The sequence below is a fragment of the Pantoea sp. X-Soil-YNGN-775 genome, from assembly GCF_059730575.1.
Genome location: NZ_AP035945.1, coordinates 272,070 through 286,046, shown reverse-complemented (window position 1 = coordinate 286,046; position 13,977 = coordinate 272,070). Strand labels below are relative to the sequence as shown.

The following is a 13,977-nucleotide window of genomic DNA, read 5'->3' as shown; positions in this document are numbered from 1 at the left end:
ACAGACGGCAGAGGGTTTATTCACGTTTGAGGCGGTTGCTGTTCGCCAGCCACAGCGTCACCACCAGAATCAGGATCGCGGCAGAGTAGCAGAGGGTGTCGAAAGGATTTTTATGATCGACAATAATCAGGCGAATGATCGCGGTGATGCCGATATAGACAAAATAGCGTAGCGGGAAGTGATAGCCAGACTGGAAATATTTCACAATCAAAGCGATAAACTCAAAATAGAGGAAATAAATCACAATTCCCTCTATCAGCAGATAGGACGATGCCTGTTCACCGGTGCTGAACAGCACGTTAGCCAGGTGAATGGTTTCTTTGCCGAGAAAAACGATAAGGATAATCGCCAGGCTAAGCAGACCCAGATTCAGCACCCATTGCAATACGGTCGCAAGGTGGCGGGCCAGGGGATTCTTGTCACTCATGTAGCGCCTCAGAAGAGAGTTAGTAGCGGACGCTATCATGCGTGAGTGTGACCTGAATCACAATATGGCCCTCAGGCTTCGACATCAACACACAGCGCATCGTAGCGCCAGTATTCACAGTCGCAGTCAATTACCCGTTTTTGCCGATCGCGATTAATCCGGGTAATCAGCAAGCCCGGACTGCCAGGCGCGACGTTCAGCGCCGGCGCGGCGATCTCCGGCAAAGGGCCGGGCAGAATGGTAAAGCGCGCCCCGCCATAGCGAATACCGTAGCGCTGGTCATAGAGATCGGTCAGTGAACGGGTAAGATCTTCATCCAGCAGGCCGGGGAAAAAACGCGGATTAAGGTAATGTTCAACGTACAGCACCGCCCGTCCGTCAATGCGCCGCAGGCGGCGAATGCGGTAAACCGTTGATCCCGGTGCCAGCAGCAGCGCTGTCGCTATCGCGCCCTGCACCGCGACCTGTTCAGCCGCGATCACTTCGGTGGTCGCCTGACGCCCCTGCTCCGTCGCCATGGCATGAAAATGGCTGTGATGCAGCGGGTTATAGATCAGTCGTGGCGGTGCGATAAACCAGCCACGGCGCAGTTCACGGTAAATCATTCCCTGCGCCTCCAGCTTGCCTAACGCTTCACGCAGGGTAATGCGGGTGGTGCCAAATGCCTCGCTCAGGGCCCGTTCCGCAGGCAGTCGCCCGCCGCTGAACTCACCGGCCTGTATGCGGCTCAGCAAGACGCTGGCGATTACGTCCGCCGTTTTGAGTGCTATCGACTCCACAACAGTAGCCTCATTTTGGTGCGATTTCGCACTGTAACCGTTCAGATAAGCGTCCCAGACCCTGCCTGCCGCGTTGAGTCGCTGCGGGCTTGCCATCCGCTATCCGCCACGCGCCCTCGCTTTGTCATAAATCGTTCATATACAGGGGCTACATTGGCTCGGTTCTTGCTGGACTAGACCAGCCAGGCCCATCAACTTACACCCGGAGCAACTGAGATGAAAGCGTTTATCGCCTCTGTAGTAGCCAGTGCTGTAGTGCTCGCCCTGCCCGTTGCGCAGGCTGCCGATAACGACCTTGCCGCGCTGGAAATAGCCGCGCGCAGTGAAGGTCAGGTTAACAGCGTCGGCATGCCGGACAGCTGGGCCAACTGGAAAGATACCTGGAACGACATCAGCAGCAAATACGGCCTGAAACACAGCGACACTGACATGTCGTCTGCCCAGGAGCTGGCGAAGTTTGACGCGGAAAAAGAGAACGCCAGCGCCGATATCGGTGATGTGGGCGCGGCATTCGGCCCGGTGGCGGTGGCGAAAGGCGTTGCTCAGCCTTATAAACCGAGCCACTGGGATCAAATCCCCGACTGGGCCAAAGACAAAGAGGGGAACTGGGCGCTGGCCTATACCGGCACCATCGCCTTTCTGATCGACAAGCAGCAGGTTAAAGATATTCCGCACAGCTGGGCCGATCTCAAAAAAGGTAAGTATGTGGTTACTATCGGCGACGTCGGTGTGGCTGCTCAGGCTGCTAATGGCGTACTGGCTGCAAACTACGCTTTAGGCGGCGATGAGAAGAACCTGAAACCGGCGCTGGCCTTCTTTGCCGACCTGGCTAAACAAGGCCGGCTGGGCGTCACCGATCCGGTGATTGCCAACATTGAAAAAGGCGAAGTACAAATGGCGGTGGTGTGGGACTTTAACGGCCTGAACTATCGCGACCAGATCGATAAAAATCGTTACGAAGTGGTGATCCCGTCTGACGGCTCCGTGACCTCTGGCTATACCACCATTATTAACAAATACGCGAAGCATCCGAATGCCGCCAAACTGGCGCGCGAATATATCTTCTCAGACCAGGGTCAGATCAATCTGGCGAAAGGTTACGCCCGCCCGATCCGTGCCGAGCATCTGACCCTGCCTGCCGATGTTCAGGCTCGCCTGCTGCCGCAGTCTGAATACAAAAATGCCCGTCCAATCCACGATCAGGCCGCCTGGGATAAGTCCTCGAAAATGCTGCCGCGCCTGTGGCAGGAAAATGTCGTCATCAATATGCAGCAGTAAATCGCGGCAAGGAGAACGGAATGAAGACTATCCTGGTGGTGCTGGACGGGTTGAGCAATCAGGTCGCGCAACATGCAATGGGTTATCTGCACGCCGAATGTGCGCAGGGCAACGGTCACTATTACCGTCTGACCTGTGAACTGCCCTCGCTGTCGCGCCCGCTTTATGAGTGCATTCTGACCGGCGTAACGCCGGTCAGAAGCGGTATTATTCATAACGGCGTCAACCGTTTAAGCCGCGAGCGCAGCGTATTTCACTATGCGCGCGCTGCCGGGCTGACCACGGCCGCCGCCGCCTACCACTGGGTCAGTGAACTGTATAACCGCACGCCGTTCGTGGCGGCACGCGATCGTCATACTGATACGCCGGAGCTGCCGATTCAGTACGGACATTTCTACTCTGATGATAGCTATCCCGATTCGCACCTGTTTGAAGATGCCGAAAGCCTGCGGCTGCGCCATGATCCGCACTTCCTGCTGATTCATCCGATGAACATTGACGATGCCGGCCATAAATCCGGCCTCTCGTCACTGCAATACCGCAATCGGGCGCGGATAGCGGACGGCCTGCTGTCGCTCTGGATGCCGTGCTGGCTGGCCGAAGGCTATCAGGTGATAGTGACCGCCGATCACGGCATGAACGACGATCGCTCACACGGTGGCATCCTGCCGGAAGAGACTCAGGTGCCACTGTTCGTTTTCGGTGCGGCTTTCTCGCTGCAACCCGACCTTCTGCCGCAGCAAACCGACCTGTGCGGCACCCTGTGCGAGCTGCTCGGGGTGCCGCACGATAAGCCACTCTGTCGCGGGCTGCTGGCGGAGCGACGCGCATGAAGGGAAAAGTGCTAGCGCTGTTTCTGCTGCTGCCGTTTGCCCTGTTCTGGATGGCCTTTCAGCTCGCCCCACTGCTGTGGATCACTATCAATAGCTTCTGGAGTGAGATGAACACGCGCTGGGGCTGGGACAACTATGTCGACATTCTGAGTTCGCCGTTTTATCAGCAGGCGTTTCGTTTTTCGCTGGATATCTCTTTCTGGTCAAGCGTATATGGCTTACTGATTGCGCTGCTGACCGGCTATTCGCTGCATCAGCTTGGCGGCGGTCGCCTGCAGCGCTTCCTGATTTCATTCACCAACATGACCAGCAACTTTGCCGGTGTGCCACTGGCGTTCGCCTTTGTGATCCTGCTGGGGCTGAACGGTTTTCTGACCCTGCTGCTGCGTCATTATGGGGTCATTGACGCGTTCAGGCTGTTTTCGCGCAATGGTATGGTGCTGGTCTACACCTGGTTTCAGATCCCGCTGGGCGTGCTGCTGCTCTATCCCGCCTTTGATGGGTTGAAACGCGAGTGGCAGGAGTCCGCCGCCCTGCTGGGTGCCAGCCGCTGGCGCTACTGGTGGCACATCGGCCTGCCGATTCTGTTTCCGGCGCTGCTGGGGACTTTCGTCATTCTGCTGGCCAATGCGCTCGGGGCCTATGCCACCATTTATGCCCTGACCACCGGCAATTTTAACGTGGTGCCGGTGCGGATTGCCGCACTGGTGTCAGGGGATATCTCGCTCGATCCCAACACCGGCAGCGCCCTGGCGATGCTACTGGTGGCGATTATGGCGCTGATCACCCTGATACAGCAGTATCTGGTGCGCCGTAGCTACCTCAACGCTAAACAGCCATGAAAGGAGCTGTCATGTCGCGCGCCGAACATCTCTATCATCGGGTGATGGTCTGGTTACTGTTTATTCTGCTGGCGTTGCCGCTGGTGGCGACGCTGCTGTACGCGCTGTCGTCCGACTGGAGTAATACCATTCTGCCGCAAGGCTACAGCCTGAAATGGTTTATCCAGCTCTGGAGCGATGGCCGTTTTCTGACCGCGCTGGGCCATTCTTTACTGATTTGCTTCGGCGCCCTGCTTTTTTCGCTAGTACTGGTGCTGCCTGCGATGTTTGTAATCGCTTACTACTATCCGCGACTCGATGCGGTGATGAACATCCTGATCCTGATGCCTTTCGCCGTGCCGCCGGTGGTGTCATCGGTCGGATTGCTGCAGCTCTACTCCTCTTCACCGCTGATGCTGACCGGTACGCCGTGGATCCTGATTGGCTGCTACTTCACTATTGCGCTGCCGTTTATTTACCGCGCGCTGGCCAACAATATGCAGGCGATCAACCTGAAAGAGCTGATCGATGCTGCCCAGTTACTCGGTGCCAGTACCTGGCAGGCGGCGCTGTGGGTGGTGCTGCCTAACCTGCGTAAAGGGATGCTGATTGCCGTCCTGCTCTCTTTCTCTTTTCTGATCGGTGAGTTTGTATTCGCTAACCTGCTGGTCGGCAACCGCTATGAAACGCTGCAGGTTTACCTCTACAACATGCGTAACGGCAGTGGTCACTTCACCAGCGCGCTGGTGATCTCCTACTTTTTTGTGGTGCTGCTGGTCACCTGGCTGGCCAATGCCCTGAATCCAGAACGAGGCTGAGTATGAGCTACCTTGAGGTCAGACAACTGAATAAGCGCTATGGACCGACGACGATATTCGAGCAGATCAATTTCAGCGCCGCCGAAGGAGAGTTTGTGACGCTGCTCGGGCCGAGCGGCTGCGGCAAATCGACGCTGCTGCGCTGTCTGGCCGGTTTAACCGAGGTCGACAGCGGTGAGATCGTGATAGAGGGCAAGGATATCGTGCCGCTGGCCCCGCAGAAGCGCGCCATCGGCATGGTATTTCAGAGCTACGCGCTGTTTCCCAATATGACAGTGGAGAAAAATGTCGCCTTTGGCCTGAAGATGCAGAAGCTGCCGGAGGCGCAAATTCGTCAGCGGGTGCAGGAGGTTCTGGAGCTGGTTGAACTTACCGACTATGCGCGCCGCTACCCGCATCAGTTGTCGGGAGGACAATGTCAGCGGGTGGCGCTGGCCCGATCGCTGGTCACCCGCCCGCGTCTGTTGCTGCTGGATGAGCCGCTGTCAGCGCTGGATGCACGCATCCGTCGTCATCTGCGCGATCAGATCCGTCGCATCCAGCGCGAGCTGAATCTCACTACTCTGTTCGTTACCCACGATCAGGAGGAGGCGCTGACGCTGTCAGATCGCATCGTGCTGATGAACCGCGGCAAAATTGTGCAGAATGGCGACGCCGAAGCGCTCTATACCCAGCCGGTCGACCTGTTTGCCGCCGGTTTTATTGGCAACTACAACCTGCTGAGCGCCGAACAGGCAACGCAGTTAACCGGCCAGTCTTTCCACAGCCAGGTGGCCATCCGCCCCGAGTCGATGCGGTTCACCGCGCCAGACCTCGGCATTCCGGCCGAAATTCTCAGCCACACCTTGCTGGGCAACGTGATTCGCTACCGCATCCGGGCGCAGGGAGTGGAACTTTCTGTCGATGTCCTGAACCGATCCGCTGCGGAATTACACCCCGCCGGACAGCAGATTGGTCTACAGTTAGAGATGTCGACTTTGCGCCAGGTGGCTTAAAACACAGGAAAAATTCACGCAAAGCCCGGCAATCCCCTTCACAGATTGCTCTCTCCGTCAGGCTGGCAGTCTGTGCTGCTTAAAGCCTGATGGTCGAGGAGCATCGCGACGTGTTAACCCTGCTTAATTTACTCTCTGCTGTCGCCCTGCTGGTGTGGGGAACCCATATTGTACGAACCGGCATAATGCGGGTGTATGGTGCCGATCTGCGCCGGGTACTGAGCCGCAGCGTGGAGAAAAAGCCGATGGCGTTTCTGGCCGGCATTGGCGTGACGACGCTGGTGCAGAGCAGTAATGCTACTACGCTGCTGGTGACCTCTTTCGTGGCGCAGAACCTCGTCAGCCTGACGCCGGCGCTGGTGGTGATTCTGGGTGCTGACGTCGGGACCGCCATCATGGCGCGAATCCTGACCTTTGACCTCTCCTGGCTGTCGCCGCTGTTCATCTTCTTTGGCGTGGTGTTTTTTCTCAGCCGTAAGCAGACCCGGGCCGGTCAGCTCGGCCGGGCCAGCATCGGGCTTGGCCTGATTCTGCTGGCGCTGCAGCTGATTGTCGAAGCCGCCCGCCCGATTACCCAGGCCGCCGGGGTACAGGTTCTGTTCTCCAGCCTGACCGGCGATATTATGCTGGATGCGCTGATTGGTGCCGTCTTCGCCATCATCAGTTACTCCAGCCTGGCGGCGGTGCTGATTACCGCGACGCTGACCGCCACCGGCGTCATCTCATTTAAGGTGGCGCTCTGCCTGGTGATTGGTGCCAACCTCGGTAGCGGTTTACTGGCGATGATCAATGCCAGCACGGCTAATGCAGCGGGCAAGCGCGTCGCCCTCGGCAGCCTGCTGTTTAAGCTGATTGGCTGCGTGGTGATCCTGCCGTTTGTTAATCTGGTGGCAGACTGGCTGGATAATCTGCCGGTTAACGATGAAGAGCTGGTGATCTTTTTCCATGTGTTTTACAACCTGATCCGCTGCGTGGCGATGGTGCCGTTTGCCGACCTGATGGCGCGTCTGTGCCGTCGGCTGATATCTGATGACGTGGAAAACGATCTGCACCTGAAGCCTAAACATCTGGACCGCAGCGCGCTGGACACCCCGGCGCTGGCGCTGGTCAATGCCGCCCGTGAAGCACTACGAATGGGCGATGTGCTGGAACAGATGCTGGAAGCGTTCAACAAAGTAGTGCATGGCGAACCGCGTGAGGAACGTACGGTGCGGCGGCTCGATGATGATGTTGACGTGCTTTACACCGCCATCAAGCTCTATCTGGCGCGGATGCCAAAAGAAGATCTGCCAGCGGAAGATTCGCGCCGCTGGGGCGAAATTATTGAGATGTCGCTTAACCTGGAGCAGGCCGGTGACATCATTGAGCGAATGAGCGGCGACGTGGCGGATAAGTCGCTGGCCGCGGGCCGCGCGTTCTCCGCCGAAGGATTGAAGGAGCTGGAGGCGCTGCAGGAACTGTTGATTGCTAATCTGCGCATGAGCCTGTCGGTGTTTCTGTCGCACGACGTCACCAGCGCCAAACGCCTGCGCCGCGCCAAGCATCGCTTTCGCCTGATGATTCGTCGCTATTCTCACGCGCACGTCGATCGACTGCATCAGCAGAACGTACAGAGCATAGAGACCAGTTCACTGCATCTGGGTTTGCTGGGCGATATGAAGCGTCTGAACTCGCTGTTTTGCAGCGTCGCCTATACCGTGCTGGAGCAGCCGGATGATGAGCGCGATTACGAGTAACGGCGGGCCGATAGCGCCGGGCGAGGCATTGCCCGGCGCAAGCAGATTGCGGTGTGGTGGTTACTCGCCGTGCCGCGTTGACGTCTTATTGATCGGTTTACCGGACCAGTAACCGGCCAGCAACGAACCGGAAAGGTTGTGCCAGACCGAGAACAGCGCGCCAGGCAATGCCGCCAGCGGTGAGAAGTAGAGCTTGCCCAGCGTTGCCGCCAGACCGGAGTTCTGCATCCCGACTTCCAGCGCCAGCGTTCGGCAGGTTGACTCATCGAAGCCAAACAGCTTACCGCCCCAGTAACCGCCCAGCAGGCCAATCGCGTTATGCAGGATCACCGCCGCGATCACCATTAATCCTACCGATCCGATAAAGCCCTGGCTGCCTGCTACCACCGCGCTGATGATCAACAGAATGCAGACCATGGAAAACGCCGGCAGCCAGGGTTCAACCCGACGTACCACGCTGTTCATGCTGTGATGAATGATCAGACCGAGACCGATCGGGATCACCACGATCTTCACGATGCTCAGCAGCATGCCAACCACATCCACCTGAATATGGGTATCAACATAGAAACGCGTTAACAGCGGCGTGGCAAACACCCCTACCAGCGCCGAAACTGACGAAATGGTTACCGACAGGGCGACGTCGCCCTTCGCCAGATAGATCATCACGTTACTGGCCGTGCCACTGGCGACGCTGCCGACCAGGATCATCCCGGCGGCTAAATCGGGTGGCATCTGAAACAGTCTGGCTAATCCCCACGCCGCTAACGGCATCACCAGATAGTGCAGAAAGGTACCGGCAATCACCGGCGCAGGCCGGGTCAGTACCCGTTTAAAATCGCCGATATTTAAGGTTACGCCCATACCAAACATGATCAGCATCAGCAGGTAACTCACCCACGGTCCGATGCCGAGGAAAGTAGCGGGAGAATAATAGGCGGCGACAGATAACAGCACGGCCCACAGCGGGAACAGGCGAGTGACGGTGGCGAGCATGGCCAGACTTCCTTATAAGAATGTGATGATTTATGCAGGTTTGCCATAGAGATACGCCCGGCAGGAACGACTGCGCAAGCGAAGGCGGGATCATAACATTTCGTTATCACGGCGTAAGGCGCAGATAGGGCCAGAGGGGAAAATGCGGATCGACTGCTGCCGATCCGCCGATCATTGACGAAATTACGCTGCTTTTGCCGCTAAACCGCGGTAGATCACACCACCAATTACCGCACCGAGGATCGGCATCAGCCAGAACATCCACAGCTGGGACAGCGCCCAGTCGCCCTGGAACAGTGCAACGGCGGTGCTGCGCGCCGGATTGACCGAGGTGTTGGTGACCGGAATGCTGATCAAATGGATCAGGGTCAGTGCCAGACCGATAGCGATCGGCGCGGCACCTTTGGCGGCGCGTTCGCGGGTAACGCCCATAATGACGATCAGGAAGATCGCTGTCAGCACGCCTTCAGTAATCATGCCTGACAGCAGGTTAAAGCCGCCCGGTGAGTGCTCACCGTAACCGTTCGCCGCAAATCCGCTGGCGGCGGCGTTAAAGTCGCCTTTGCCGCTGGCGATCAGATACAGTACTGCACCTGCCGCAATACCGCCTGCCAGCTGCGCGATGATGTAAGGGATTACCTGTGAGGCAGGAAAACGTCCACCCGCCAGCAGGCCCAGCGTCACCGCCGGATTAAAATGACCGCCGGAGATATGCCCGACCGCATAGGCCATAATCAGCACACTCAGCCCGAATGCCAGTGCCACGCCCATGAAGCCAATGCCCAGGCCGGGGAACGCCGCCGACAGCACCGCACTACCGCAACCGCCCAGTACCAGCACGAAGGTGCCCAGTGCCTCTGCCACTATCCTTTTCATATTATTTCCTAAAATGGGTGTATTGATTTAGCGGCAGGATTATAAAACTGCGCAGCGACAGCGCAACGAAAGTGACTGAAATTGCTGAATAAAATGGGTTTCATTTGGCAATGAGGGAATCTAACGTCTTGTAGAATAAGACTTAAATCTGAGCGGTGGGCATAACGGGAGGGGGATGATTTTCAGGCCGCGCGCCCGCGGCCCGATCGACGCGCTGGCGTCTATTCAAACAGGTTGTGATGCAGCGTACGGACCACGCTTTCCGCGTCTGTGCCGGGGACCAGGAAGCAGAGATTATAGCTGCTGGCACCGTAGCAAATCATCCGCAGGTTAAACGGTTCAAGCACGCCAAACACCTCTTTGCCGACGCCACAGGCTTTTGACAACTGGTTGCCAATAATCGCCACCAACGCCAGATCTTCTTCTACTTCAACCCGGCACAGCGACGATAGCTCGGTCAGCAGCGCCTGCGTCAGCAGGCTGTCGCCGGTGGAGGTGGAGCCAGTGGTGTCGAGCGTCAGCGCCACGCTTACTTCAGAGGTGGTAATCAGGTCCACGGAAATATTGTGGCGGGCCAGAATATTAAACAGTTCGGCCAGGAAGCCAGGCGTGTGCAGCATGTTAAGGCTGTGCAGCGTTAGCAGCGTCTGCTTGCGGCGCAATGCCAGCGCGCGGAACAACGGGGGATTACGGGTCTCATTACAGACGCGCGTTCCGCCCGCCGCCGGATCTTTACTCGAGCCGACAAACACCGGAATATCGCAGCGTACCGCCGGCAGCAGCGTGGCCGGGTGCAGCACTTTGGCACCAAAGGTCGCCATTTCAGCGGCTTCTTCAAAGGTAATTTCGTCGATGCGCTTAGCGGTCGGTACCACGCGCGGATCGGTGGTATAGATGCCCGGCACGTCAGTCCAGATATCGACCCGCGCCGCTTTCAGCGCTTCACCCAGCAGCGCCGCCGTGTAGTCACTGCCGCCACGGCCTAAGGTGGTGGTGCGGCCTTTGCTTTCGCTGCCGATAAAACCCTGGGTAATCACCAGCGCCTGCTCAACGCGCGGCTGCAGCTGGGCAATTGCCTGCTCCGCCAGCAGCTTCACGTCCGGCTCGGCCCGGCCAAAACGATCGTCGGTGCGCATCACTTTACGCACGTCAAACCACTCGGCATTAACCTGGCGTTCACGCAGAATTTCGACAAAAAGCAGCGATGACATCAGTTCGCCATGGCTGACCAGCTCATCGGTTAGCGCATGCGACGTCGCCAGCGAAGCGGCTTCAGACAGCATGGCAATGTTGTCGATCATCCGATCGATTTCGTCACGGATAACCTCCGGACGCTGTAAGCGATCGATGATGGCATATTGGATACGGCGGATATCATCCAGCAGGATGGCGCGCTCGGTAAGCGGCTGGCCTTCAGCCAGTGCCACCAGCAGATTGGTAATGCCCGCCGAGGCGGATAGCACCACCAGACGCGTACTGGCATCATTCAGCACCACGTCGGCGCTGCGGTTCATCGCATCAAAATCGGCTACGCTGGTGCCGCCGAATTTTGCCACAATCAGAGTTTGAGACATGTATGACCTCGTGTCAGGTTATCTTGTTCTCGCCGGCGATAATGCGGTCGGGAAACATTTTTTCAGCCAGGCACAAGGAAAGAGCAGAAACGGGCAGACCAGATCGGGTAGACGAGTCACCCAGAAGCGCCCCACCTTGCGAAACGTCCGACTGTGGACGTTTCTGGTGACAACCCAGAGGATTCAGCCCCTGTAGCCGACAGGCAACACACCGCGTGTTGACCCACCTCGGCGTCGCTCCCCATCATGTGTCTTCACCGGATACGGTTCCTCCAACACACTGCCTGGGCGACGCGCCTCTTCTGGCTTGCGCACGGGTGCGCAAGTAGCCGCATACATTTATCGGTTTCTGGCGCTGCTGTCAATCTCAGAGGCTGGCAGATTTTGCTTTGCGGCGCACCGTAAAACAAATTTACCCGCTTCACAGCGACTAGAGTGCTAAATGGCTTCAGCCAGTGCAGCAATCCCTGATGCGGCACAAGGATTTTTCGCCGCGTTCACGCCACACTTGCGCCGCGCGATCTGTTCGCCGCCTGCAGGCTATCCGCACCAGCCAATGCTGGCGCTCCGGCGCAGGCTGGCCGGTGACGGCGCCCGGCTTAGCCGGCACCGGGTGACAAAATTTTTCCTTTCAGTAGCAACTGTGGTCATACTGAAACGCTAACCGGGTACGATGTGCCCCCGATGGAATGACGGTTCTTAATATCAACAAGAGTGTTGCCATGAAAAATATCAATCCGACACAAACCGCAGCCTGGAAAGCGCTGCAACAGCATTTTGAGCAGATGAAATCGGTAGAAATTGCCGACCTGTTTGCCCAGGATGCCGATCGTTTTGCCAAATTCTCTGCCACCTTTGATGATCAGATGCTGGTGGATTTCTCCAAAAACCGCATCACCCAGGAAACCCTCGACAAGTTACAGGCGCTGGCGAAAGAGACCGATTTAAGCGGCGCGATTAAGTCTATGTTCTCTGGTGAGAAAATTAACCGCACCGAAGACCGTGCGGTGCTGCACGTCGCGCTGCGTAACCGCAGCAACACGCCGATTCTGGTCGATGGCAAAGATGTGATGCCAGAGGTCAATGCGGTACTGGACAAGATGAAGGGCTTTTCAGAGCGCATCATCAGCGGCGAATGGAAAGGCTATACCGGTAAAGCGATCACCGACGTGGTGAACATCGGTATCGGCGGGTCTGACCTCGGTCCTTTCATGGTGACGGAAGCGCTGCGTCCTTACAAAAACCACCTGAACATGCACTTTGTCTCCAACGTTGACGGCACCCATATCGCCGAAACGCTGAAAGATCTCAGCCCGGAAACCACCCTGTTCCTGGTGGCGTCAAAAACCTTCACCACCCAGGAAACCATGACCAATGCGCACAGCGCACGCGACTGGTTCCTGAAAACGGCCGGTGACCAGCAGCACGTCGCGAAGCACTTTGCGGCGCTCTCGACCAACGCTAAAGCGGTCGGCGAATTTGGTATCGACACCAACAACATGTTCGAATTCTGGGACTGGGTTGGCGGTCGCTACTCACTGTGGTCCGCGATTGGCCTGTCGATCATTCTCTCTATCGGTTTCGATAACTTCGAGCAGCTGCTGAGCGGCGCGCATGCGATGGACCAGCACTTCGCCTCTACCCCTGCCGAACAGAACCTGCCGGTGCTGCTGGCGCTGATTGGCATCTGGTATAACAATTTCTTCGGCGCGGAAACCGAAGCGATTCTGCCATATGACCAGTACATGCACCGCTTTGCCGCCTATTTCCAGCAGGGAAATATGGAATCGAACGGCAAGTATGTCGATCGTGACGGCAATCCGGTGGATTACCAGACCGGCCCGATCATCTGGGGCGAACCGGGCACCAACGGCCAGCACGCGTTTTATCAGCTGATCCATCAGGGAACCAAGCTGGTGCCGTGTGACTTTATCGCACCGGCAATCACCCACAATGCGCTGGCGGATCACCATCCAAAACTGCTGTCTAACTTCTTTGCACAGACCGAAGCGCTGGCGTTTGGCAAGTCACGCGAAGTGGTTGAGAAAGAGTTTACCGATGCCGGTAAATCGGCCGAATCAGTCGCCCACATTGTTCCGTTCAAGGTGTTTGAAGGTAACCGTCCGACCAACTCCATCCTGCTGCGTGAAATTACGCCGTACAGCCTCGGCGCGCTGATTGCCCTGTATGAGCACAAGATCTTCACCCAGGGCGCGATTCTGAATATCTTTACCTTCGATCAGTGGGGCGTGGAATTAGGTAAGCAACTGGCAAACCGTATTCTGCCAGAACTGGAAAATGACGAACAAATTACCAGTCATGACAGTTCCACCAATGCCTTAATTAACCGCTATAAATCCTGGCGTTAATTGGCGATAAAATATCCGGGCGGCAGTATTGCCGCCCTTTTTTCGCCCATTTTTAGCCTGAATACGGCAATTTATACACTTCTACCCTGCCGCTCCGGTTGGATAATTCTTAAAATTACCTAAGATAATTCTGAACATACCATTATTAACACCCACCCAATCCAGTTTAAAGTGGACCTGAAAATCATGCCGCGTATCAGTTACTCTTTGATTCATAATGGGATTAAAATAAGGCAATCCTGAGTAAATTCTGATTATTCTTATTCCGTACCAAATATAAATAAAAAAGAACAATCCGCTTTGCATCTGATTTAAGACCAGTGAAATATGCGGCATAAACCGGAAATATTCCGATATAAAAAGGTGTTAAATCCAAACTGAGTTAATATCCCGCCGTTTTACCCCGTCCGATCACCTGCTTTTTCCGCTGCTGAACTCTGGTATTTTGTTGCCCTATACTGAACGCGCCCGCAAT

Annotated in this window: 12 protein-coding genes and 1 riboswitch; of the genes, 7 read left to right on the top strand and 5 right to left on the bottom strand. The window is 56.5% G+C overall.

The window, feature by feature from the left end:
• Nucleotides 1-16: 16 nt before the first annotated feature.
• Nucleotides 17-427 carry a phosphate-starvation-inducible protein PsiE gene (gene psiE / locus AC6I8I_RS01260; protein WP_031375527.1) on the bottom strand — a complete coding sequence of 137 codons (411 nt, stop codon included), beginning with the start codon at nt 425-427 and terminating at the stop codon, nt 17-19.
• 71 nt (nt 428-498) lie between these two features.
• Nucleotides 499-1,206, bottom strand: a complete 708-nt coding sequence (locus tag AC6I8I_RS01255) for a UTRA domain-containing protein (RefSeq protein WP_312057384.1) — start codon at nt 1,204-1,206, stop codon at nt 499-501.
• A 216-nt stretch (nt 1,207-1,422) separates the two neighbouring features.
• Here AC6I8I_RS01255 and AC6I8I_RS01250 point away from each other — a divergent pair, with 216 nt between their 5' ends.
• The 6 genes from AC6I8I_RS01250 (at nt 1,423) to AC6I8I_RS01225 (ending at nt 7,687) form a co-directional block, all read left to right on the top strand.
• A complete protein-coding gene (locus AC6I8I_RS01250) occupies nt 1,423-2,484 on the top strand; it encodes an ABC transporter substrate-binding protein (RefSeq protein WP_497828247.1) in 1,062 nt (353 codons plus the stop codon).
• Nucleotides 2,485-2,504: 20 nt separating this feature from the next.
• A complete protein-coding gene (locus tag AC6I8I_RS01245) occupies nt 2,505-3,317 on the top strand; it encodes an alkaline phosphatase family protein (RefSeq protein WP_312057388.1) in 813 nt (270 codons plus the stop codon).
• Nucleotides 3,314-4,159, top strand: a complete 846-nt coding sequence (locus tag AC6I8I_RS01240; RefSeq protein ID WP_312057390.1) for an ABC transporter permease — start codon at nt 3,314-3,316, stop codon at nt 4,157-4,159. Before AC6I8I_RS01245 ends, AC6I8I_RS01240 begins: the two co-directional genes overlap by 4 nt.
• A gap of 11 nt (nt 4,160-4,170) precedes the next feature.
• Complete coding sequence (locus AC6I8I_RS01235; RefSeq protein ID WP_312057392.1) at nt 4,171-4,956, top strand: ABC transporter permease; 786 nt, start codon at nt 4,171-4,173, stop codon at nt 4,954-4,956.
• A 2-nt stretch (nt 4,957-4,958) separates the two neighbouring features.
• Nucleotides 4,959-5,951 (top strand): ABC transporter ATP-binding protein, encoded by a 993-nt coding sequence (locus AC6I8I_RS01230; protein WP_312057394.1) that lies wholly within the window; start codon nt 4,959-4,961, stop codon nt 5,949-5,951.
• 110 nt (nt 5,952-6,061) lie between these two features.
• Nucleotides 6,062-7,687, top strand: a complete 1,626-nt coding sequence (locus AC6I8I_RS01225; RefSeq protein ID WP_312057396.1) for a Na/Pi cotransporter family protein — start codon at nt 6,062-6,064, stop codon at nt 7,685-7,687.
• A gap of 60 nt (nt 7,688-7,747) precedes the next feature.
• On the opposite strand, the gene panS is transcribed toward AC6I8I_RS01225, so the two are convergent.
• The 3 genes from panS to lysC form a co-directional block, all read right to left on the bottom strand.
• A complete protein-coding gene (panS, locus tag AC6I8I_RS01220; protein ID WP_312057398.1) occupies nt 7,748-8,683 on the bottom strand; it encodes a ketopantoate/pantoate/pantothenate transporter PanS in 936 nt (311 codons plus the stop codon).
• Between the two features lie 183 nt (nt 8,684-8,866).
• Entirely contained in the window at nt 8,867-9,559 is a 693-nt protein-coding gene (aqpZ, locus tag AC6I8I_RS01215) for an aquaporin Z (protein ID WP_312057400.1), read from the bottom strand.
• A 221-nt stretch (nt 9,560-9,780) separates the two neighbouring features.
• Nucleotides 9,781-11,133, bottom strand: a complete 1,353-nt coding sequence (lysC, locus tag AC6I8I_RS01210) for a lysine-sensitive aspartokinase 3 (protein WP_312057401.1) — start codon at nt 11,131-11,133, stop codon at nt 9,781-9,783.
• A gap of 116 nt (nt 11,134-11,249) precedes the next feature.
• Nucleotides 11,250-11,443: riboswitch (Lysine riboswitch) on the bottom strand.
• A 412-nt stretch (nt 11,444-11,855) separates the two neighbouring features.
• Between lysC and pgi the strand changes: the two genes are divergently transcribed.
• Nucleotides 11,856-13,502, top strand: a complete 1,647-nt coding sequence (gene pgi / locus AC6I8I_RS01205; RefSeq protein WP_312057309.1) for a glucose-6-phosphate isomerase — start codon at nt 11,856-11,858, stop codon at nt 13,500-13,502.
• The last annotated feature ends 475 nt before the right edge of the window (nt 13,503-13,977 follow it).

Bases quoted from the DNA above. Each gene is read 5' to 3' on its own strand.
- psiE (WP_031375527.1), bottom strand. From the start codon at position 427: ATGAGTGACAAGAATCCCCTGGCCCGCCACCTTGCGACCGTATTGCAA.
- AC6I8I_RS01250 (WP_497828247.1), top strand. From the start codon at position 1,423: ATGAAAGCGTTTATCGCCTCTGTAGTAGCCAGTGCTGTAGTGCTCGCC.
- AC6I8I_RS01245 (WP_312057388.1), top strand. From the start codon at position 2,505: ATGAAGACTATCCTGGTGGTGCTGGACGGGTTGAGCAATCAGGTCGCG.
- AC6I8I_RS01240 (WP_312057390.1), top strand. From the start codon at position 3,314: ATGAAGGGAAAAGTGCTAGCGCTGTTTCTGCTGCTGCCGTTTGCCCTG.
- AC6I8I_RS01235 (WP_312057392.1), top strand. From the start codon at position 4,171: ATGTCGCGCGCCGAACATCTCTATCATCGGGTGATGGTCTGGTTACTG.
- AC6I8I_RS01230 (WP_312057394.1), top strand. From the start codon at position 4,959: ATGAGCTACCTTGAGGTCAGACAACTGAATAAGCGCTATGGACCGACG.
- panS (WP_312057398.1), bottom strand. From the start codon at position 8,683: ATGCTCGCCACCGTCACTCGCCTGTTCCCGCTGTGGGCCGTGCTGTTA.
- aqpZ (WP_312057400.1), bottom strand. From the start codon at position 9,559: ATGAAAAGGATAGTGGCAGAGGCACTGGGCACCTTCGTGCTGGTACTG.
- lysC (WP_312057401.1), bottom strand. From the start codon at position 11,133: ATGTCTCAAACTCTGATTGTGGCAAAATTCGGCGGCACCAGCGTAGCC.
- pgi (WP_312057309.1), top strand. From the start codon at position 11,856: ATGAAAAATATCAATCCGACACAAACCGCAGCCTGGAAAGCGCTGCAA.